Source organism: Pseudomonas crudilactis, assembly GCF_013433315.1.
GTDB lineage: Bacteria > Pseudomonadota > Gammaproteobacteria > Pseudomonadales > Pseudomonadaceae > Aquipseudomonas > Aquipseudomonas crudilactis.
In genome coordinates this window covers 145,677-166,047 of sequence record NZ_WXVV01000007.1, presented here as the reverse complement: position 1 = coordinate 166,047, position 20,371 = coordinate 145,677, and the positions used below count along the sequence as shown (strand labels likewise).

Below are 20,371 nucleotides of genomic sequence, written 5' to 3'. Positions count from 1 at the left end.
CGGCGACGGATGAGTATCTGCAATGCGTCAGTTGAGTGAGCAGGAAAAGTTCTGGCAGGGCGACTTCGGTAACCAGTACGTCGAGCGCAATGCGGGTCAGCCGCTGATGGCGGCGAACCAGGCGTTGTTTGCCAACGCGCTCAGCCGCGCCGCAGGTATCGAAAGTCTGGTAGAACTGGGGACTAACGTCGGCAACAATTTGCAGGCGTTGCATCAACTGTTGCCACGCTGTGAGCTATTCGGCGTCGAGATCAACGACAACGCCTGTGCTCAGGCACGTGCGCTGGACATTGCACAGATCTGGCATGGCTCACTGTTCGATTTTCCACGCGAACGCCGCTACGACCTGACATTGAGCAAGGGTGTGCTGATTCACCTCGCACCGCAGCTGTTGCCGACGGCTTATGCGCAGTTGTATGAGTTGAGTCAGCGCTACATTCTGATCGCCGAGTATTACAATCCGGCGCCGGTAGAAGTGACTTATCGTGGCAACAGCGGCAAGCTGTTCAAACGTGATTTCGCCGGCGAGATGCTTGATCGCTATGCCGATCTGCATCTGCTCGATTATGGTTTTGTCTATCATCGCGATCCGCAATTCCCGGCGGACGACATCACTTGGTTTCTGCTGGAAAAACGCCCTTGAGTAACGTCGCAATCATCCCGGCCCGTGGCGGCAGCAAGCGCATCCCGCGCAAGAATCTCTTGCCGTTCGATGGCGTGCCGATGATTGTTCGTTCGATCCGCACGGCGCTGGATTCAGGTTTGTTCGAGCAGGTGGTGGTCAGCACCGACGATGCCGAGATTGCCGATGTGGCGCGAGCGCACGGTGCGCAGGTGCCCTTCATGCGTCCGGCGGCGCTGGCCGATGACTACACCGGCACCGCGGCGGTGATCGTGCACGCCTTGCAGCAACTGCCGGCCTTTGATTACGCCTGTTGTGTGTACGCCACGGCGCCGCTGTTGCAGGCACGTTATCTGCGCCAGGGCATCGAGTTGCTTGAGCAACGTCCAGACAAGTCCTTCGCGTTCTCCGTGTGCGGTTTTGGTTTTCCGGTGCAGCGTGCGCTGACGCTGGACGAACAGGGCGCCTTGACCGCGCTGTATCCCGAATTTCGCGAGACTCGCTCCCAGGACCTGCCCGAAGCGTTTCAGGACGCTGGCCAGTTTTACTGGGGGCGCAGTGCAGCGTGGCTGCGTGGCGAAGTGCTCTATTCGCCCGCCAGCCTGCCGGTGATTCTGCCCCTCCATCTGGTGCAGGACATCGACACCCCTGAAGACTGGAAACGCGCCGAATACCTTTACGCTGCGCTCAAGGCCGGGGGAGAGTTGCAATGAGAGTTTTGATTCGTGCCGACGCCTCGCCCACCATCGGCAGCGGCCACATTGCCCGTTGCCTGACGCTGGCGCGCGTGTTGCGCGCGCAGGGCAGCCACGTCGCGTTTGCCTGCCGGTGCTTGCCGGGGCATCGCCTGGATGCATTGAACGCCGAGGGCTTCGAAACGTTTGCGTTGCCTGAACGCTACGCCGCTGAAGACCCACAGCAGGCCATCGAATCGATGTTGCCGTGGCAGGCCGACATCGACGCGTTGGGCATGCAGCTTGAAGGTCAGGCCGAGTTTGACTGGGTCATCGTCGATCACTACGGCCTCGATCACCAATGGCAGACGGCTGCTCGACAGTGGGCGCCACGAATTGCGGCAGTGGATGATCTTGCCACGCGGCGCTACAGCGTCGATCTGTTGCTCAATCAGAATCTCTCGGGCCTGTACGAGAGTTATCAAGCGTTGTTGCCAGAAGGTTGCCGCACCTTGCTCGGCCCACGCTATGCCATGTTGCGTGAAGAATTCCGCTGCCCGGCCATCGAGATCAAAGACCGGGCCCGACGGGTATTGGTCAACTTCGGCGGTTTCGATGCCGCGCGGCAAACCCACCACGCGATGCTCGCGCTGGCCGATTTTGCCGAGTTGCAGGTGGACTTCGTCGCTGGCGCCGACAATCCGGCATGGGCGCAGATGCAGGCCTTATGCGAGACAAGGCCGAACTGGCGTCTGCACAGTTTTGTCAGCGACTTCTACCAGCGCATGACCGAAGCTGATCTGTTTATTGGTGCCGGTGGCGGCACCAGTTGGGAGCGGGCAGCGATGGGGCTGCCGACGATCTGTATTGCCGTGTCGAACAATCAGCAGGCCAACGGCGAAGTCATGGCGGCAGCCGGCGCGCATGTGTTCATGGGCGCCCGTGAGCAGGTCAGTGTCGAGCAGTTGCGTGATGCCATCGGCTTTGTCACCGGCAATCACTATTTGCGCCAGAGTCTGGCCGAGCGCTCGCGGCAACTGGTCGACGGGCGCGGTGCCGAGCGTGTCGCGGCGGCACTGGCCGGTGCCGTGCTCAAGGTGCGCGCGGCGACGCTGGACGATGCGCAGTTACTGTTCGATGGGCGCAATGCCGAAACGGTACGGCGCTGGTCGCTGGACAGCGGCGTGATCGATTGGCCGCAGCACCTGAACTGGCTGACGGCGAGCTTGCGCAATCCGCAGCGCCTGCTGCTGATCGCCGAGGCGGACGACGGCGCGGTCGGCGTTGTGCGTTATGACCTGCGTGGGTTTGAAGCCGAAGTCTCGATTTACTTGCTCGAACGGCGGATGGGCCTGGGGTGGGGCAGGGCGCTATTGGCCCGTGGCGAGGTATTTGTTGCCGCGCACTGGCCGCAACTGACGGTCATTACCGCTCGGGTATTGCCGGACAATCGTCCCTCGTTGAATGTGTTTCGTGACGCCGGGTTCACCCAGAGTGCCTGTGCGTTCACCCGTGTTTTGAAGGATCACCCGCATGACTAGTTTCAAGATCGGCAACCGCTTGATCGGCGCCGACGCGCCGCCCTTCATCATCGCCGAGATGAGCGGCAACCATAACCAGTCGCTGGACCTTGCCCTGCAGATTGTCGAGGCAGCGGCCAAGGCCGGTGCGCATGCCTTGAAACTGCAAACCTACACCGCCGAAACCATGACGCTGGACCTGGCTGAAGGCGAATTCTTCATCAAGGATCCGGGCAGTCTGTGGGCGGGTACTTCGCTCTACGATTTGTATGAAAAAGCTCATACACCGTGGGAATGGCATGCGCCGATTTTCGCCCGTGCCAAAGAATTGGGCATGCTCGCCTTTTCCACGCCGTTCGATGACAGCGCGGTGGACTTTCTCGAAAGCCTTGATGTGCCGGCGTATAAGATCGCCAGTTTCGAAAACACTGACTTGCCGTTGATCCGCCGTGTGGCGGCCACCGGCAAACCGCTGATCATCTCCACCGGCATGGCCAGCATCGCTGAGCTGGATGAAGCAGTACGCGCCGCCCGCGAGGCAGGCTGCAAGGACCTGGTGCTGCTCAAATGCACCAGCACTTATCCGGCGACACCGCTTAACAGCAACGTACGCACGATCGCGCATCTGCGTGAGTTGTTCGGTTGCGAGGTCGGGCTGTCTGATCACTCGATGGGTGTCGGTGTGTCTGTGGCGGCCGTGGCGCTCGGTGCGACCGTGGTGGAAAAACACTTCACCCTCGACCGTTCAGCAGGCGGGGTGGATGCCAGTTTCTCGCTGGAGCCGGCGGAAATGGCCAGTCTGGTGGTGGAAACCGAGCGTGCCTGGCAAGCCATGGGCCAGGTGCATTACGGTGTCACAGAGGCTGAGCGTAAGTCGCTGGTCTATCGCCGTTCGCTGTACGTCACCGCCGACATGGCCGCCGGTGACACCTTTACCGGGGACAATCTGCGCGCCATTCGCCCGGGTCTCGGTCTGCCGCCCAAGCACACCGACGCCGTCCTCGGCCGCCGCGCGCGCGCGCCGATCAAGCGCGGCACACCGCTGGACTGGTCGTTGGTCGAATAACCCGATCTGCACCGATTCGGCAAAATAGCGTGACCTGCGAGTCATAACGCGCATCTTCACTGTATTGTATTAATCGGGGAGATGGCGCCTGGCTCGTTTTCGATTCCAGTGATAGCCCTTTGCGCTCCCCGTGGCTGCCCGTTGTGGCGGCCGTTTTCTGTTTGTCGGCGCCCCTCGAAATCCTTGCGAGCGGTGGTCTTGGGCTGTTTTTTATTGGGAAGCCGTAATGATTGGCATAAAAAGCATTGCGAGCTACGTTCCTGTAGCCGGCGTGGACAATTACGCACAAGGTGCAAAATTCGAGAAGGATGAAGAATTCATCCTTGGCAAGATCGGCTCGGCGTTTCTGCCGCGCAAAGACGCTGAACAAGAAACTTCCGATCTGTGCGTGGAAGCGGCCAATGCGCTGTTTGCCAGCAACCCGGATCTGAAACGTGAATCGATCGACGCGTTGATCGTCGTCACCCAGAACGGTGATGAAGAAGGCCTGCCACACACCGCCGCGATCGTGCAGGACAAACTTGGTCTGCCGACCAATGTGGCGGCGTTCGACATTTCCCTGGGCTGTTCCGGTTATGTCTACGGCATCTATGCGATTAAGGGTTTCATGGAAGCCGCCGGCCTGAAGAACGGCCTGCTGATCACCGCTGACCCGTATTCGAAAATCGTCGACCCGGAAGACCGCAACACCACCATGCTGTTCGGCGATGCCGCCACCGCAACGTGGATGGGCGAAGAGCCGACCTGGGCACTGGGCAAGGCCAAGTTCGGCACCGACGGCTCCGGTGCTCCGCACCTGAAAGTCACCGATGGCGTGTTCTTCATGAACGGCCGTCAGGTCTTCAACTTTGCGCTGCTCAAAGTCCCGGCACACTTGCACGAACTGCTCGACGATTCCGGTCTGAAGGCCGATGACATCGATGCCTTCTGCATTCACCAGGGCAGCGCGGCAATTGTCGATGCCGTGGCGCGACGTTTCGAAGGCGAGCCGGAGAAGTTCATCAAGGACATGGTCGAGACCGGCAATACCGTGTCGTCGAGCATTCCGTTGCTGCTGGAAAAACACGTCATCGATTCTGATTGGCAGCGTATTGCGCTGAGCGGTTTTGGTGTCGGTCTGTCGTGGGGCTCGGCGATCATCTATCGCCCTTGAGTCCGATCAAAAACGGCGGATACAAAAATAGCGTTCAAGGTTAACCTTGAGCGCTATTTTTTTGCCTGTAAGGGAGCGCGAGGCGACATGAGCGAGTTTTTCCAAGCCAACGCCCAAGTGATCCAGCAACGCTGGCCGGCGCTGTTTGCACGATTGGTAGTAGAAGACAGTTCGGCCATTCAAGCCGAACTGGTGCAAGGCCTGGGCTCTACGCTGAGTGTGGACGGGATTCAACTGACCAGTCGCCACGACCGGATCCACGAGGCCAGGGTGCAGGCGGCCAGCCTGCCGGAAAAGCCCCGGTTGCACGTCTACGGCACCGGCCTTGGAGACTTGCCGTCGGTGTTGCTTGAGCGCGCCGCACTTGAGCGGTTGTACGTGCATATCCTCAACGGCGCCTTGTTTGCGTTGGTGCTGCAGTTGCTCGACCAGCGGCAATGGCTGGAAGACCCCAGAGTGGAACTGATGTATGCCGGCGATCATGCGGATATCTACACGCCGTTTTTTGCGCTGCCCGCCGAAATGCTCCTGGCCGATGACTTCAGCGCGAAGATTCGTGATCGGCTGGTCAATGAGGTTCATCTGAGTTTCAACAATCGCGAGTTCGATCCGCAATCGCCGGTGATTCAGCAGCGCTTGCGCGACAGTCTGGACGTGCTGCTGGCCGATGATGACGTGGCGCAACTGTTTGGCACCTGCGTTGGCCGCGAAATCTATGTGATCGGCACCGGACCGAGCCTGGAAGGTCATTTTGAACGGCTGGCGTCGGTGCGCGGCCAGGCCGAGCGGCCGCTGTTCATTTGTGTCGACACGGCTTATCGGCCTTTGCGTCAACACGGGATCATCCCCGATCTGGTGGTGACGATCGATCAGCTCATCAGCTTTCGGCATCTGCCTTTCGAAGAGTCCGACGGCATTCCGCTGGTGTATCTGCCGATGAGCTCCCCTGCGGTATTGAAGGCCTGGAAGGGCAAGCGCTATGGCGCCTATACCGCCAGCCCGGTCTACGCCACGTTGCGTGAGCAGCACCCTCGGGCCGAATTGCATGCCGGCGGCAGCGTGATTCACCCTGCAGTGGACCTGGCGGTGAAAATGGGCGGCACGCGCATCACCCTGTTCGGCGCCGACTTTGCCTTCCCGATGAACAAGACACATGCCGGATGGGACGATGGCGACCTCGGCCCGGCCCTGGAGCAGGCGCGGCACTGGGTCCATGACGGCAATGGCGAACGGGTCAGGACGCAGCTGAATTTTCGTGGCTACCTGTGCGTGCTGGAGCGTTATATCGCGCGGCATCCAGAGGTCAGCTTCCTTAACAGCAGTCGGGCAGGGGCGATGATCGTGGGTACGCAGTTCAATCCGGAGTTTGTGCAATGAGTGTGCAGGTGACGTGCATCAGCGCATGTCGGCAATGCGCCGGCTTGTTTCGTCTGGGACGTGATGTCGAAGCGGCGCTGATCATGGTCGAGGTATTCGACGAGGCGCAGCGGTTGTTTTCGCTCGCCCGTGCGGATCTCCAGCAGTCGTGGACACAGGTCCTGACAGACATTCTGGCGTGTCAGGAACGCCAGGATTGGTTGGGGCTTGCCGATTTCGTCGAGTATGAACTGATTGAATTGCTGGAAAGCGCGCAGCGCTGAAGGGGGGGCGACGGCTCTGGCGCAGGGGTTGATGCTGCGGGCAGTTTTATGGCGTCATTTTTTCGTGGGCGGGGGCGTGCTAAGCCTTTGTTTTTTTGGGAGTGGCAGGGTGATGGCAAATTTTTTTCAAAAAGCCCTCAAGCAACCTGCAAACCCGACGATAACTATTACGAAGGTTCTCTAGGCCATACCCGGCGGTTGCCAGGGCCGGAAGCCGCAGTACCCAACCAACGAGGAATTCGTCATGGCTTTAACAGTAAACACCAACACCACGTCGTTGAACGTTCAGAAAAACCTGAACCGCGCTTCCGACGCTCTGTCGACTTCGATGCAGCGCCTGTCTTCCGGCCTGAAAATCAACAGCGCTAAAGACGACGCCGCTGGCCTGCAGATCGCTACCCGTATGACTTCCCAGATCCGTGGTGGCAACCAGGCGATCCAGAACGCCAACGACGGTATCTCCGTTGCTCAGACCGCTGAAGGCGCTCTGCAAGCTTCGACCGACATTCTGCAGCGTATGCGTGAACTGGCTGTTAAAGCCCGTACCGGTACCAACGGCAGCATCGACCAGAAAGCAACCAACGACGAATTCGCCCAGATGTCGGACGAACTGACCCGTATCTCTGCTTCCACCAACCTGAACGGCAAAAACCTGCTGGACGGTTCGGCTGGTACTGTGACCCTGCAAGTGGGCGCAAACACCGGTTCGGCTAACCACATCGACCTGGTACTGAGCTCCAAGTTCGACGCCGTCAGCCTGTCCGTAGGTAGCGGTACTGTAGTTCTGACCGGTGCAAGCGTATCGGGCGCTGCTGCCAACATCGACAACGCAATCACCGCGATCGACGCTGCAATTGCAACGATCAACAGCACTCGTTCGAGCCTGGGTGCTTCGCAAAACCGTCTGACCAGCACCATCTCCAACCTGCAGAACATCGTTGAGAACACCACCGCTGCACAGGGTCGTGTACAAGACACCGACTTCGCCGCAGAAACTGCTAACCTGACCAAGCAGCAAACTCTGCAGCAGGCTTCGACCTCCGTTCTGGCTCAAGCCAACCAACTGCCTTCCGCTGTACTGAAGCTGCTTCAGTAATTTCGGAACAAGTTTGGGCGGGGGAGTGCGCTTGTCGTGCTCTCTCGCCTTTTTACGTTAGGAGGTGATGAGCATGGACATGAGCGTCAAGCTTAACCAGTCTTATCCGGCTCCCAAGCCAGTCACGCCGGTCGCTGACAAACCGTCAGAGACGCCTAAAGTTGTCAAGGCTGAAGCGCCGGTCGCTGCCAAGAGTCAGGATTCGGACAACGCCAAGTTGAAGCTGGCGGTGCAGGAGATCGAGAAGTTTGTTCAATCGATCAAGCGCAATCTGGAGTTCTCGATCGACGAGCATTCCGGGAAGGTCATCGTCAAGGTGATCGCAAGCGAGACGGGTGAGGTCGTTCGACAGATTCCCTCCGCAGAAGCTCTCAAGCTGGCAGACAGCCTGGCCAACGCAAGCCACGTATTGTTCGACGCGAAAGTCTGATAGCTGGCATGAATAATGTTTGTCTGTTCTCAGGACGCGTGTAACGGTCAAAAGAATGGCAACAATCTGAAGGGAGATGCACATGGCAAGTCCAATTCTACCGGGTTCCGGACTGGGTTCCGGCCTGGACATCGGTGCGATCGTCACTGCGTTGGTCAACGCTGACAAGGCGCCGAAGCAGACGCAGATCGACACCGCGACCAAAGCCAACACGCTGAAGATTTCCGGCGTCGGCTCGCTGAAGAGCGCGTTGACCGCGTTCCAGACGGCGATGACCAATCTGGGCAGCAAGACCAATCCTGCATTTTCCGGCTTCACCGCGACTTCGAGCAATACCAATCTGAGCGCGACGTCCGACAGCACTGCAGTGGCGGGCAATTACAACGTTGTTGTCAGTCAATTGGCCACTGGCTCGAAAATCGCCAGCGCCTCTTTCGCCGGCGGTGCCGCCAGTGCCATTCCGAGTGGTACCCTGAAAATCAGTCAGAATGGCACTGATTACAATGTCGACATTCCGGCAAATGCCACGTTGCAAACCACCCGCGATGCCATCAACAAGGCTCAGGGCGCCAACGGGATTTCCGCCAACATCGTGACCGACAGCTCCGGCTCGTCGCGCCTGGTGATCAGTTCGAGCAAGACCGGCGAAGGCTCTGACCTCAAAGTCAGCGGTATTGCCGGTCTGGAAATCGATGGCACCCAGAAGATGGGCGCTAGCCCGGCTGCAGGCGCTTCAGGCGCTGTCAACGACGTTGCGGGAAACGCCAAGCTGACCATCGACGGTCTTGAAGTCACCAGCAAAAGCAACACGGTGACCGGTGCAATCAGTGGCTTGACCCTGAACCTGACGACGGTCAGCCCTGTCGTGGGTGGCGTTGGGACGCCGACTGTGGTCAGCGTGGACGCCAACACCAAAGGTCTGCAGACATCGATTCAGTCGTTCGTCGACGCTTACAACACGTTGAAGACCACCATCGATACGCTGTCCAAGGCGACGGCGGATGCCGATGGCAAGCTGACTGTGCAGGCGGCTTTCACTGGCGACGCGATGCCGCGCGCACTGATTGCCGATATTCGTGAGCAGTTGACGGCAACAGGCGCTGGCGGCCCGTTGTCGGTACTGTCGCAGTTGGGTGTGATGACCGACCGTGACACCGGTAACCTGAAGTTTGATACCGCTGCTTTCACCAAAACCATGGCGCAGCCAGGCATGACCGGCCAGGTTCAGCAGTTGTTCACCGGCACCGACGACACCAATGGCCTGCTGACGCGTATGAGCAAGGTGGTTGATCCGTATCTCAAGCCGCCAGCGGGTAGCATTAACGGCACCGGCTTGCTTGATCAGCGCATGGCCATTCTCACTAAAAACACCAGAAACCTGACCGACCAGCAAGCGGCACTCGACCTGCGTGTCGAGAACCTGACCAAGACGTTGACTGCCAAGTACAACGCCATGGACTTGCTGGTAGGCCAGATGAAGGCGACGGCGAGCAACATCACGTCGTTCTTCAGCTCGCTGAACGCTCAGCAGTCCGCGAAGTAACAGGCAGGCACGACAAAAACCCGGCTACGCTTTATCGGCGTGTGCCGGGTTTTTGTCTTTTGATCTAAAGTTCTCTGATTCGTTGGCGATACACTGGTTATACGAGTCAATGTGGCAATGAGGTAGAACATGAATCCGATGTTAGCCCTTCGGCAATACCAGAAAGTCGGCGCACACGCACAGACGTCCGAAGCGAGCCCGCACCGTCTGGTGCAAATGTTGATGGAAGGTGGTCTGGGGCGTATCGCCGAGGCCAAGGGCGCCATTGAGCGCAAGGATATTGCTGCCAAGTGCACGGCTATCAGCAAGGCTGTTGGCATCATTGGCGGCTTGTGTGAAGGTCTGGATCTGGAAAACAGCGCCGAGTCGGTGGCTGAGCTCAACCAGCTCTACATTTACATGATGAAGCGACTGGCCGAGGCCAACATCAAGAGTGATCCGAAGATCCTCGACGAAGTGGCCGGTCTGTTGCGAACCGTGAAGGAAGGTTGGGACGGCATCGCTCCACCTGGCCCGCAGTTTTAAGGAGATCGTCATGAGTCTTGTATTGCAGCGAATCGCCAATACCCGTGAAGCATTGGTCACTGCGTTGGCCGAGCGCAACTGGGAAGCCATTGGCGAGCTGGATCTGGCTTGCCGTTCCTGCATGGAAGACGTCATGGCCGAAGCTGCGCTGGATGAAGTCGCGTTGCGCGACAACCTTGAGGAGTTGCTGCATGTCTACAAGGAGCTTCTTGAGGTGGCCATGGGTGAGCGGCAGGCAATAGCCAACGAGATGTCGCAGATCACCCAAGCGCAGAAGGCGGCAAAGGTTTACCATCTGTTTGGTTAATTAACCCCCAGTTAATCCAGACATGTGCGCCATAAATTTGACTGTGCACGGTTTTTTGACTTAACTAGTGGCTGTTTTCAGATTTCAGGCGTCTACAGGCACATGGTGTCCTGCAAGCGTCTCGCTTGCCCCTAATTTCGGGCATTGAGTTGACTAGGGAAGTTGCTATTGCATGTGGCGTGAAACCAAAATTCTGCTGATCGATGACGATAGCGTCCGCCGCCGCGACCTGGCGGTGATTCTAAATTTTCTTGGCGAAGAAAATTTACCCTGCGGCAGCCATGACTGGCAGCAGGCAGTCGGCTCTTTGTCGTCTAGTCGTGAGGTCATTTGCGTACTGATCGGGACGGTTAATGCTCCTGGCGCGCTTTTGGGCTTGCTAAAGACACTCTCAACCTGGGATGAGTTCCTTCCGGTTTTGTTGATGGGCGATAATTCTTCCGTTGACCTGCCTGAAGACCAGCGTCGCCGAGTGCTTTCGACCCTCGAAATGCCGCCCAGCTACAGCAAATTGCTCGATTCGCTGCACCGTGCCCAGGTCTATCGCGAGATGTATGACCAGGCCCGCGAGCGCGGTCGTCATCGCGAACCCAATCTGTTCCGCAGTCTTGTCGGCACCAGCCGTGCGATCCAGCACGTGCGCCAGATGATGCAGCAAGTCGCCGATACCGACGCCAGCGTGCTGATCCTCGGTGAGTCCGGCACCGGCAAGGAAGTGGTCGCGCGCAACCTGCATTACCATTCCAAACGTCGCGATGCGCCATTTGTGCCGGTCAATTGCGGGGCGATCCCGGCAGAGCTGCTCGAAAGCGAATTGTTCGGCCACGAGAAGGGCGCCTTCACCGGCGCAATCACCAGCCGTGCCGGCCGTTTCGAACTGGCCAACGGCGGTACGCTGTTCCTCGACGAAATCGGCGACATGCCGCTGCCGATGCAGGTCAAGCTGCTGCGCGTCTTGCAGGAACGCACCTTCGAGCGCGTGGGCAGCAACAAGACTCAGAGCGTTGACGTACGCATCATCGCGGCGACGCACAAGAATCTCGAAAGCATGATCGAGATCGGCACCTTCCGCGAAGACCTCTACTATCGCCTGAACGTGTTCCCGATCGAGATGGCGCCGCTGCGTGAGCGTGTCGAAGACATTCCGTTGTTGATGAACGAGCTGATCTCGCGCATGGAGCACGAGAAGCGCGGTTCGATCCGCTTCAACTCGGCGGCGATCATGTCGCTGTGCCGTCACGGCTGGCCGGGCAACGTTCGCGAGCTGGCCAACCTGGTCGAGCGCATGGCGATCATGCACCCGTACGGCGTGATCGGCGTGGTCGAGTTGCCGAAGAAATTCCGCTACGTCGACGACGAAGACGAGCAAATGGTCGACAGCCTGCGCAGCGATCTTGAAGAGCGCGTGGCGATCAATGGCCACACGCCGGACTTCACCGCCAACGCCATGCTGCCGCCGGAAGGTCTCGACCTGAAAGACTACCTCGGTGGTCTGGAGCAGGGCTTGATCCAGCAGGCACTGGATGATGCCAACGGCATCGTGGCGCGTGCCGCTGAGCGCTTGCGTATCCGCCGTACCACCCTGGTTGAAAAGATGCGCAAATACGGCATGAGCCGGCGCGATGGAGACGAACAGGCGGATGATTGACGCCTGTTTTTCAACTGCTTCATTTATAAGCAGTTTTTTTTAGGCACGGGTATTGCTACAGCCCTCGCAACGTTCCGTTTAACTGACGGTCAGCCAAGCGAGAAAGCTAATGCCCCAAGCCCAGATGTCTTCTGCCTCCAGTCCCGAGGGGCAGCCGTCCTCCGTAGAACAGGCGAGCCGACAGGGTCTTGAGCAGGCCTTCGCGCTGTTCAGCCAAATGTCCAGTCAACTGACGGACTCCTACAGCATGCTTGAAGCGCGGGTCACCGAGCTCAAGGGCGAACTGGCTGTGGTCAGCGCCCAGCGCATGCAGGAGCTGGCGGAAAAAGAGCGTCTGGCCAACCGTCTGCAAAACCTCCTCGACCTGTTGCCTGGTGGCGTCATCGTCATTGACGGTCACGGCATGGTGCGCGAAGCCAATCCGGCCGCTATCGAGTTGCTCGGCCTGCCGCTTGAGGGCGAGTTGTGGCGCCAGGTGATTGCGCGCTGCTTTGCCCCGCGTGAAGACGACGGTCATGAAATTTCCTTGAAAAACGGCCGACGCCTGTCGATTGCTACCCGCTCGCTGGATGCCGAGCCTGGGCAATTGGTGTTGCTCAACGACCTGACTGAAACCCGCCATCTGCAAGATCAACTGGCGCGCCATGAGCGTTTGTCCTCGCTGGGGCGCATGGTCGCCTCGCTCGCGCATCAGATCCGCACGCCGTTGTCCGCCGCCTTGCTTTACGCCAGTCATTTGACTGAGCAGGAGCTGCCGGTCGCCACGCAGCAGCGTTTCGCCGGGCGGCTGAAAGAGCGTCTGCACGAATTGGAGCACCAGGTGCGCGACATGCTGGTGTTCGCTCGCGGTGAATTGCCGTTGACTGATCGTCTCACTCCGAATGCCTTGATGCAGGCCTTGCAGGCGGCGGCGCTGACCCATGTGCAGGATCTGCCAATCCGCTGGCAGTGCGACAGTCATGCCGGGGAGCTGTTGTGCAATCGCGATACGCTGGTCGGTGCACTTTTGAATTTGATCGAAAATGCGATTCAGGCCAGTGCCGCAGACGTGCGCCTGAAAGTGCATTGCTACACCCGCGACAACAGCTTGCGCCTGTGCATCAGCGACAGTGGCAGCGGCATCGAACCGGCCGTTCTGGCGCGGCTCGGCGAACCGTTTTTTACCACCAAAGTCACCGGCACCGGCCTCGGCCTGACCGTGGTCAAGGCGGTGGCACGGGCGCATCAGGGACAATTGCAGTTGCGTTCGCGGGTCGGCCGCGGCACGTGCGCGCAGGTGATTCTGCCGCTGTTTTCCGCTGCACAGGGAGCTGAGTAAACGCCATGGGCATCAAGGTTTTGCTGGTCGAGGATGACCGTTCGTTGCGCGAAGCGCTGGCCGATACGTTGCTGCTGGCCGGCCATGACTATCATGCGGTCGGTAGCGCTGAGGAGGCGTTGACGGCGGTCGCTCGCGAAGCATTCAGCCTGGTGGTCAGCGACGTCAATATGCCTGGCATGGACGGTCATCAATTGCTCTCATTGTTGCGCGCCCGTCAGCCGCAGTTGCCGGTGTTGCTGATGACTGCCCATGGCGCCGTTGAGCGCGCCGTCGATGCGATGCGTCAAGGTGCAGCGGACTATCTGGTCAAACCTTTCGAACCTAAAGCCTTGCTGGACCTGGTCGCGCGGCATGCGCTGGGCAATATTGGCGCGAGCGAAAGCGAAGGCCCGATAGCGGTCGAGCCGGCGAGCGCGCAACTGCTCGAGTTGGCCGCACGCGTGGCGCGCAGTGATTCCACGGTGCTGATTTCCGGCGAGTCCGGTACCGGTAAAGAGGTGCTGGCGCGCTACATTCATCAGCAATCCCATCGCGCCAGCCAGCCATTCATTGCGATCAACTGCGCGGCGATCCCGGACAACATGCTCGAAGCCACGTTGTTTGGCCACGAGAAGGGTTCGTTCACCGGCGCCATTGCCGCGCAGGCCGGCAAGTTCGAACAAGCCGATGGCGGCACGCTGTTGCTCGACGAAATCTCCGAAATGCCTCTGGGCTTGCAAGCCAAACTGCTGCGCGTGCTGCAGGAGCGTGAGGTTGAGCGCGTCGGTGCGCGTAAACCGATTGCCCTGGATATTCGCGTGGTCGCCACCACCAACCGCGATCTGGCGGGCGAAGTAGCGGCGGGGCGTTTCCGTGAAGACCTTTTTTACCGTTTGTCGGTTTTCCCCTTGGCCTGGCGTCCACTTCGCGAGCGCACTGCCGATATCCTGCCGCTGGCCGAAAGGTTGTTGGCCAAACACGTCAATAAAATGAAGCATGCGGCGGCGAAACTCTCGCCTGACGCGCAAGCGTGCCTGACCGCTTACCCGTGGCCGGGCAATGTGCGTGAGCTGGATAACGCCATTCAGCGTGCGCTGATCCTGCAGCAGGGCGGTTTGATTCAGCCGCAGGATTTCTGTCTGGCCGGTCCCGTGACGTACACCGCGATGCCTGTCGCCGCGCCGGTGTCAGCGGTGCTTCGCGAGGTGGAAATCGAAGCGGATTCGGCTGGCGCTCTGGGTGACGACCTGCGCCGCCGGGAGTTTCAGATGATCATCGACACCCTGCGTGCCGAACGTGGCCGCCGCAAGGAAGCCGCGGAAAAGCTCGGCATCAGCCCACGCACCCTGCGCTACAAACTGGCGCAAATGCGCGATGCCGGGATGGACGTCGAAGGTTATCTGTTTGCCACCTGACGTCTGGCGCAACGATTTGAAAACGCTTTTCTGAAAGGGGTGCCCATGAGCTGGCACCCTTGTTGCTAATACCTGTGTACCCGCCGAGTGAGTGTCAAAAAATTGCGGGCCGCCCAAGAGAGTAGACCATGAGCCAAGGTATTGAATTTAATCGGTTGATGATGGACATGAAGGCCATGAAATTGGACGCCATGTCTGCACCGAAATCGACGACCGCTGTCCCTGAACTGGCGGGCAGCAGCTTTTCCGACATGCTCGGTCAGGCGATCAACAAGGTCAGCGATACCCAGACCGCGTCGACTCAGTTGGCCAACGCATTCGAAGTGGGCAAGAGCGGCGTCGATCTGACGGACGTGATGGTCGCTTCGCAAAAAGCCAGCGTGTCGTTCCAGGCTCTGACCCAGGTGCGCAACAAGCTGGTTCAGGCTTATCAAGACATCATGCAGATGCCGGTTTAAGGACGAGATTGAGTCATGGCAGAAGCAGTCGCCGATAACGTTCCGGCCAAGGCCACCCCGATAGACGGCAAACCGCCGTTGTTCGGCCTGTCCTTCCTGGAAAACCTCTCCGAGATGACCATGCTGCGTCAGGTGGGCCTGTTGGTCGGCCTGGCTGCGAGCGTGGCGATTGGCTTTGCCGTGGTGCTGTGGTCGCAGCAGCCGGATTACCGTCCGTTGTACGGCAGCCTTGCCGGCATGGACGCCAAACAGGTCATGGACACCCTGGCCGCCGCCGACATTCCTTACAACGTCGAACCGAATTCCGGCGCCTTGCTGGTCAAGGCCGATGACCTGTCCCGTGCGCGGATGAAACTCGCTGCTGCTGGTGTCACTCCCAGCGACGGCAATATCGGTTTCGAAATCCTCGACAAGGAACAGGGTCTGGGCACCAGCCAGTTCATGGAAGCCACGCGTTATCGTCGCGGCCTCGAAGGTGAACTGGCGCGGACCATTTCCAGCCTGAACAACGTCAAGGGTGCCCGCGTGCATCTGGCGATTCCGAAGAGTTCGGTGTTCGTCCGTGACGAGCGCAAGCCAAGTGCTTCGGTTCTGGTTGAACTGTACAGCGGTCGTTCGCTGGAGCCGGGTCAGGTGATTGCGATCATCAACCTGGTGGCGACTTCCGTTCCCGAGCTGAGCAAATCGCAGATCACCGTCGTCGACCAGAAGGGCACTTTGCTTTCTGATCAGGCGGAAAACTCCGAAATGACCATGGCCGGCAAGCAGTTCGATTACAGCCGCCGCATGGAAAGCATGCTCACCCAGCGCGTGCACAACATTCTGCAGCCGGTACTGGGCAACGATCGCTACAAGGCAGAAGTCTCGGCCGATATCGATTTCAACGCCGTCGAGTCGACTGCCGAGCAGTTCAACCCGGATCAACCGGCGTTGCGCAGCGAGCAGTCGGTCAACGAACAACGCACCGCCAGCAATGGCCCGCAAGGTGTGCCGGGTGCCCTGAGCAACCAGCCGCCATCGCCTGCTTCAGCGCCGCAAACCACCGGTGGCACCGCAGCGCCGGCCGCCATGGTGCAGCCTGGTCAGCCACTGGTTGACGCCAACGGTCAGCAGATCATGGACCCGGCCACCGGCCAGCCGATGCTCGCGCCGTACCCGGCCGACAAGCGTCAGCAATCGACCAAGAACTTCGAACTCGACCGTTCCATCAGCCACACCAAACAGCAGCAGGGTCGCCTCAATCGCCTGTCGGTGTCGGTGGTGGTCGACGATCAGGTCAAGGTCAACGCGGCCAACGGCGAAACCAGCCGTGCGCCGTGGAGCGCCGACGAATTGGCGCGCTTCACCCGTCTGGTCCAGGACGCCGTCGGTTTCGACGCCAGCCGTGGCGACAGTGTCAGCGTGATCAACATGCCGTTCTCCGCCGAGCGCGGCGAAGTGATTGCCGATATTCCGTTCTACTCCCAGCCATGGTTCTGGGACATCGTCAAACAAGTGCTGGGTGTGTTGTTCATCCTGGTGCTGGTGTTTGGTGTGCTGCGTCCGGTGCTCAACAACATCACCGGCGGCGGCAAAGGCAAGGAGCTGGCCGGTCTGGGCAGCGACGTGGAACTCGGCGGGATGGGTGGCCTGGACGGCGAACTTTCCAACGACCGCGTAAGCCTCGGTGGTCCGCAGAGCATTCTGTTGCCGAGCCCGAGTGAGGGTTATGACGCGCAACTGAATGCAATCAAGAGCCTGGTGGCCGAGGATCCGGGTCGCGTGGCTCAGGTCGTGAAAGAGTGGATTAACGCAGATGAGTGATAACCGAGCCGCAACCTTAAAACTGACCAAGGTCGACAAAGCCGCGATTCTGCTGCTGTCCCTGGGTTCGACCGATGCCGCGCAAGTGCTGCGCCACATGGGCCCGAAAGAGGTTCAGCGGGTTGGCGTGGCCATGGCGCAGATGGGCAACGTCCATCGCGAACAGGTCGAGCAGGTCATGAGCGAGTTCGTCGACATCGTCGGCGACCAGACCAGCCTCGGCGTCGGTTCCGACGACTACGTGCGCAAAATGCTCACCCAGGCATTGGGCGAAGACAAGGCCAACGGCTTGATCGACCGCATCCTGCTCGGTGGCAACACCAGTGGCCTCGACAGCCTGAAATGGATGGAACCGCGCGCCGTTGCCGACGTGATCCGTTACGAACACCCACAGATTCAGGCGATCGTGGTCGCGTACCTCGACCCGGATCAGGCTGGTGAAGTGCTCGGCAACTTCGACCACAAGGTGCGTCTGGACATCATCCTGCGCGTCTCGTCGTTGAACACTGTGCAGCCAGCGGCACTGAAAGAGCTCAACCAGATTCTCGAGAAGCAGTTCTCCGGCAACTCGAATGCCTCGCGCACCACCCTGGGTGGCATCAAGCGTGCGGCCGACATCATGAACTTCCTCGACAGCTCGATCGAAGGCCAGCTCATGGACTCGATCCGCGAAGTCGACGAAGACCTGTCCGGTCAGATCGAAGACCTCATGTTCGTGTTCAACAACCTCGCCGATGTCGACGACCGTGGTATTCAGGCGTTGCTGCGCGAAGTGTCTTCCGACGTGCTGGTGCTGGCCCTCAAGGGGTCGGACGAAGGCGTCAAAGAAAAGATCTTCAAGAACATGTCCAAACGTGCTGCCGAACTGTTGCGCGACGACCTCGAGGCCAAAGGCCCGGTGCGCGTCAGCGACGTCGAAACCGCACAGAAAGAAATCCTCACCATTGCCCGTCGTATGGCCGAAGCCGGCGAAATCGTACTTGGTGGCAAGGGTGGCGAGGAAATGATCTAAGCCCATGGACAAGCACGACGACGATGTGACGGATCTGATCCGTGCCCGCGATGTCCGCGGATTCGAATCCTGGGCCATGCCCAGCTTCGATCCGCCGAAGCCGGAACCCGAGCCTGAGCCGGAACCCGAACCGCCGGAAATGGAAGAAGTGCCGCTGGAAGAAGTCCAGCCACTGACCCTGGAAGAACTCGAAAGTATCCGTCAGGAGGCTTACAACGAGGGCTTCGGCATCGGCGAAAAGGAAGGTTTTCACAGCGCCACGCTCAAGGTCCGTCAGGAAGCTGAAGTAGCGCTGGCGGCAAAACTTGCCAGCCTCGAGCAGTTGATGGCGAACCTGTTCGAACCCATCGCCGAGCAAGATACGCAGATCGAAAAATCGCTGGTCGACCTCGTGCAACACATCACCAAACAGGTGATCAAGCGCGAGCTGGCCATCGATTCCAGCCAGATCGAACACGTCATGCGCGATGCGCTCAAGCTGTTGCCGCTGGGTGTGGAAAACGTGCGTCTGTACGTCAATCCGCAGGACTTCGAGCAAGCCAAGGCTTTGCGCGAACGCCATGAGGAAAACTGGCGCATCGTCGAAGACGAATCGCTGCTGCCGGGCGGCTGCCGGGTTGAAACCGAACACAGCCGCATCGATGCGAGCATTGAAACCCGCGTTACTCAGGTCATGGCCAAACTGTTCGATCAGTTGCACGAGCAGGCCTTGCACCCGGCTGAAGCGGATCTGACCCTGGATATTCCGGAAGACGTAAAACCGGCGGCCACGCCTGAAGAGCCGCTCGCGGACGCACCCGATGCGCCTTGAACGCACCAGTTTCGCCAAGCGCCTGAGCACTTACGCTGAGGCCACCGAGATTGCCGGCGCGCCGATTCTTGAAGGTCGCCTGCTGCGCATGGTCGGCCTCACCCTCGAAGCCGAAGGCCTGCGCGCCGCCATGGGCACGCGTTGCCTGGTGATCAATGACGACAGCTATCACCCGTCTCAGGTGGAAGCGGAAGTCATGGGTTTCTCTGGCAGCAAGGTTTTCCTGATGCCGGTCGGCAGCGTTGCCGGCATCGCCCCCGGCGCCCGTGTGGTGCCTTTGGCCGATACTGGTCGCTTGCCGATGGGCATGAGCATGCTTGGCCGAGTGCTCGATGGTGCCGGTCGCGCGCTGGACGGCAAGGGCGGCATGAAAGCCGAAGACTGGGTGCCGATGGACGGCCCGACGATCAACCCGCTCAACCGTGACCCGATCAGCGTGCCGCTCGACGTCGGCATCCGCTGCATCAACGGTTTGTTGACGGTCGGTCGCGGCCAGCGTTTGGGTCTGTTCGCCGGTACCGGTGTCGGTAAATCCGTGTTGCTGGGCATGATGACTCGTTTCACCGAGGCCGACATTATCGTTGTTGGCCTGATCGGTGAGCGGGGTCGCGAAGTTAAAGAGTTCATCGAGCACAGCCTCGGTGAAGAAGGCCTCAAACGCTCCGTGGTGGTTGCCTCGCCGGCGGACGATGCGCCGTTGATGCGTCTGCGCGCCGCGATGTACTGCACGCGGATCGCCGAGTATTTCCGCGACAAGGGCAAGAACGTTCTGTTGCTGATGGATTCGCTGACCCGTTTCGCCCAGGCCCAGCGGGAAATCGCGTTGGCCATCGGCGAGCCGCCCGCGACCAAGGGTTATCCGCCGTCGGTGTTCGCCAAGCTGCCGAAGCTGGTAGAGCGCGCCGGTAATGCGGAGAAGGGCGGCGGTTCGATTACCGCGTTCTACACCGTGCTGTCCGAAGGCGATGACCAGCAAGACCCGATTGCCGACTCGGCGCGAGGCGTGCTCGACGGCCACATCGTATTGTCCCGGCGTCTTGCCGAAGAAGGTCACTATCCGGCCATCGACATCGAAGCCTCGATCAGCCGGGTGATGCCGGCGGTGGTCTCGGCGGAACACATGCAGCGCGCACAGTACTTCAAACAGTTGTGGTCGCGTTATCAGCAGAGCCGCGACCTGATCAGTGTCGGTGCCTATGTTGCTGGCGGCGACCGCGAGACCGATCTGGCGATCTCGCTGCAACCGCAACTGGTCCGCTACCAGCGTCAGGGCCTCAACGACAAAATCAACATGGGCGAAAGCCAGGCTTACCTGGAAACCCTGTTTGCCCCCGCGGCGGGCGGCTAA

Annotated in this window: 20 protein-coding genes; all 20 read left to right on the top strand. The window is 59.6% G+C overall.

Annotation, left to right across the window (positions count from 1 at the left end; translation table 11 throughout):
• Positions 1 to 22: 22 nt before the first annotated feature.
• The 20 genes from GTU76_RS10085 to fliI all read left to right on the top strand — a co-directional run bounded on the left by GTU76_RS10085 (position 23) and on the right by fliI (position 20,371).
• Positions 23 to 643, top strand: coding sequence for a pseudaminic acid biosynthesis-associated methylase (locus tag GTU76_RS10085; protein ID WP_180698542.1), 621 nt, complete (start codon positions 23 to 25; stop codon positions 641 to 643).
• On the top strand, positions 640 to 1,335 hold the full coding sequence (gene pseF / locus GTU76_RS10080; RefSeq protein ID WP_180698541.1) for a pseudaminic acid cytidylyltransferase: 696 nt from the start codon (positions 640 to 642) through the stop codon (positions 1,333 to 1,335). Before GTU76_RS10085 ends, pseF begins: the two co-directional genes overlap by 4 nt.
• Positions 1,332 to 2,837 (top strand): UDP-2,4-diacetamido-2,4,6-trideoxy-beta-L-altropyranose hydrolase, encoded by a 1,506-nt coding sequence (pseG, locus tag GTU76_RS10075; RefSeq protein ID WP_180698540.1) that lies wholly within the window; start codon positions 1,332 to 1,334, stop codon positions 2,835 to 2,837. Before pseF ends, pseG begins: the two co-directional genes overlap by 4 nt.
• Positions 2,830 to 3,882: a pseudaminic acid synthase gene (pseI, locus tag GTU76_RS10070; RefSeq protein ID WP_180698539.1), complete on the top strand. Its 1,053-nt coding sequence runs from the start codon at positions 2,830 to 2,832 to the stop codon at positions 3,880 to 3,882. Before pseG ends, pseI begins: the two co-directional genes overlap by 8 nt.
• 226 nt (positions 3,883 to 4,108) lie before the next feature.
• The gene (locus tag GTU76_RS10065; RefSeq protein WP_034153282.1) at positions 4,109 to 5,035 is read left to right on the top strand and encodes a ketoacyl-ACP synthase III; all 927 of its coding nucleotides are present in this window, start codon (positions 4,109 to 4,111) and stop codon (positions 5,033 to 5,035) included.
• 87 nt (positions 5,036 to 5,122) lie between these two features.
• Positions 5,123 to 6,412, top strand: a complete 1,290-nt coding sequence (locus tag GTU76_RS10060; protein WP_180698538.1) for a motility associated factor glycosyltransferase family protein — start codon at positions 5,123 to 5,125, stop codon at positions 6,410 to 6,412.
• Positions 6,409 to 6,675, top strand: coding sequence for a hypothetical protein (locus tag GTU76_RS10055; RefSeq protein ID WP_180698537.1), 267 nt, complete (start codon positions 6,409 to 6,411; stop codon positions 6,673 to 6,675). Before GTU76_RS10060 ends, GTU76_RS10055 begins: the two co-directional genes overlap by 4 nt.
• Positions 6,676 to 6,919: 244 nt before the next feature.
• Positions 6,920 to 7,771 carry a flagellin domain-containing protein gene (locus tag GTU76_RS10050; protein WP_016984295.1) on the top strand — a complete coding sequence of 284 codons (852 nt, stop codon included), beginning with the start codon at positions 6,920 to 6,922 and terminating at the stop codon, positions 7,769 to 7,771.
• A gap of 73 nt (positions 7,772 to 7,844) precedes the next feature.
• On the top strand, positions 7,845 to 8,201 hold the full coding sequence (locus tag GTU76_RS10045) for a flagellar protein FlaG (RefSeq protein ID WP_016984296.1): 357 nt from the start codon (positions 7,845 to 7,847) through the stop codon (positions 8,199 to 8,201).
• A gap of 82 nt (positions 8,202 to 8,283) precedes the next feature.
• Entirely contained in the window at positions 8,284 to 9,744 is a 1,461-nt protein-coding gene (fliD, locus tag GTU76_RS10040) for a flagellar filament capping protein FliD (RefSeq protein WP_180698536.1), read from the top strand.
• Between the two features lie 129 nt (positions 9,745 to 9,873).
• Positions 9,874 to 10,269: a flagellar export chaperone FliS gene (gene fliS / locus GTU76_RS10035; RefSeq protein ID WP_016984298.1), complete on the top strand. Its 396-nt coding sequence runs from the start codon at positions 9,874 to 9,876 to the stop codon at positions 10,267 to 10,269.
• Between the two features lie 10 nt (positions 10,270 to 10,279).
• Entirely contained in the window at positions 10,280 to 10,576 is a 297-nt protein-coding gene (gene fliT, locus GTU76_RS10030) for a flagellar protein FliT (protein WP_180698535.1), read from the top strand.
• 172 nt (positions 10,577 to 10,748) lie between these two features.
• Entirely contained in the window at positions 10,749 to 12,224 is a 1,476-nt protein-coding gene (locus tag GTU76_RS10025) for a sigma-54 dependent transcriptional regulator (RefSeq protein ID WP_016984300.1), read from the top strand.
• 124 nt (positions 12,225 to 12,348) lie between these two features.
• A complete protein-coding gene (locus GTU76_RS10020) occupies positions 12,349 to 13,542 on the top strand; it encodes a sensor histidine kinase (RefSeq protein WP_180698576.1) in 1,194 nt (397 codons plus the stop codon).
• Between the two features lie 5 nt (positions 13,543 to 13,547).
• Complete coding sequence (locus GTU76_RS10015) at positions 13,548 to 14,939, top strand: sigma-54-dependent transcriptional regulator (RefSeq protein WP_016984302.1); 1,392 nt, start codon at positions 13,548 to 13,550, stop codon at positions 14,937 to 14,939.
• A 128-nt stretch (positions 14,940 to 15,067) separates the two neighbouring features.
• Complete coding sequence (fliE, locus tag GTU76_RS10010; RefSeq protein ID WP_016984303.1) at positions 15,068 to 15,397, top strand: flagellar hook-basal body complex protein FliE; 330 nt, start codon at positions 15,068 to 15,070, stop codon at positions 15,395 to 15,397.
• Positions 15,398 to 15,412: 15 nt separating this feature from the next.
• Complete coding sequence (fliF, locus tag GTU76_RS10005) at positions 15,413 to 17,200, top strand: flagellar basal-body MS-ring/collar protein FliF (protein WP_016984304.1); 1,788 nt, start codon at positions 15,413 to 15,415, stop codon at positions 17,198 to 17,200.
• The gene (gene fliG / locus GTU76_RS10000) at positions 17,193 to 18,212 is read left to right on the top strand and encodes a flagellar motor switch protein FliG (protein ID WP_016984305.1); all 1,020 of its coding nucleotides are present in this window, start codon (positions 17,193 to 17,195) and stop codon (positions 18,210 to 18,212) included. The genes fliF and fliG overlap by 8 nt, the downstream gene beginning before the upstream one ends.
• A 4-nt stretch (positions 18,213 to 18,216) precedes the next feature.
• The gene (gene fliH, locus GTU76_RS09995; RefSeq protein WP_016984306.1) at positions 18,217 to 19,023 is read left to right on the top strand and encodes a flagellar assembly protein FliH; all 807 of its coding nucleotides are present in this window, start codon (positions 18,217 to 18,219) and stop codon (positions 19,021 to 19,023) included.
• A complete protein-coding gene (gene fliI, locus GTU76_RS09990; protein WP_175555004.1) occupies positions 19,013 to 20,371 on the top strand; it encodes a flagellar protein export ATPase FliI in 1,359 nt (452 codons plus the stop codon). The genes fliH and fliI overlap by 11 nt, the downstream gene beginning before the upstream one ends.

Excerpts from the sequence above, each read along its gene's own strand:
- pseI (WP_180698539.1), top strand. The coding sequence starts at position 2,830 with ATGACTAGTTTCAAGATCGGCAACCGCTTGATCGGCGCCGACGCGCCG.
- pseG (WP_180698540.1), top strand. The coding sequence starts at position 1,332 with ATGAGAGTTTTGATTCGTGCCGACGCCTCGCCCACCATCGGCAGCGGC.
- fliT (WP_180698535.1), top strand. The coding sequence starts at position 10,280 with ATGAGTCTTGTATTGCAGCGAATCGCCAATACCCGTGAAGCATTGGTC.
- GTU76_RS10060 (WP_180698538.1), top strand. The coding sequence starts at position 5,123 with ATGAGCGAGTTTTTCCAAGCCAACGCCCAAGTGATCCAGCAACGCTGG.
- fliG (WP_016984305.1), top strand. The coding sequence starts at position 17,193 with ATGAGTGATAACCGAGCCGCAACCTTAAAACTGACCAAGGTCGACAAA.
- fliE (WP_016984303.1), top strand. The coding sequence starts at position 15,068 with ATGAGCCAAGGTATTGAATTTAATCGGTTGATGATGGACATGAAGGCC.
- fliI (WP_175555004.1), top strand. The coding sequence starts at position 19,013 with ATGCGCCTTGAACGCACCAGTTTCGCCAAGCGCCTGAGCACTTACGCT.
- GTU76_RS10055 (WP_180698537.1), top strand. The coding sequence starts at position 6,409 with ATGAGTGTGCAGGTGACGTGCATCAGCGCATGTCGGCAATGCGCCGGC.
- GTU76_RS10045 (WP_016984296.1), top strand. The coding sequence starts at position 7,845 with ATGGACATGAGCGTCAAGCTTAACCAGTCTTATCCGGCTCCCAAGCCA.
- fliF (WP_016984304.1), top strand. The coding sequence starts at position 15,413 with ATGGCAGAAGCAGTCGCCGATAACGTTCCGGCCAAGGCCACCCCGATA.
- fliH (WP_016984306.1), top strand. The coding sequence starts at position 18,217 with ATGGACAAGCACGACGACGATGTGACGGATCTGATCCGTGCCCGCGAT.
- fliD (WP_180698536.1), top strand. The coding sequence starts at position 8,284 with ATGGCAAGTCCAATTCTACCGGGTTCCGGACTGGGTTCCGGCCTGGAC.
- GTU76_RS10025 (WP_016984300.1), top strand. The coding sequence starts at position 10,749 with ATGTGGCGTGAAACCAAAATTCTGCTGATCGATGACGATAGCGTCCGC.
- GTU76_RS10020 (WP_180698576.1), top strand. The coding sequence starts at position 12,349 with ATGTCTTCTGCCTCCAGTCCCGAGGGGCAGCCGTCCTCCGTAGAACAG.
- fliS (WP_016984298.1), top strand. The coding sequence starts at position 9,874 with ATGAATCCGATGTTAGCCCTTCGGCAATACCAGAAAGTCGGCGCACAC.
- GTU76_RS10085 (WP_180698542.1), top strand. The coding sequence starts at position 23 with ATGCGTCAGTTGAGTGAGCAGGAAAAGTTCTGGCAGGGCGACTTCGGT.
- GTU76_RS10065 (WP_034153282.1), top strand. The coding sequence starts at position 4,109 with ATGATTGGCATAAAAAGCATTGCGAGCTACGTTCCTGTAGCCGGCGTG.
- GTU76_RS10015 (WP_016984302.1), top strand. The coding sequence starts at position 13,548 with ATGGGCATCAAGGTTTTGCTGGTCGAGGATGACCGTTCGTTGCGCGAA.
- GTU76_RS10050 (WP_016984295.1), top strand. The coding sequence starts at position 6,920 with ATGGCTTTAACAGTAAACACCAACACCACGTCGTTGAACGTTCAGAAA.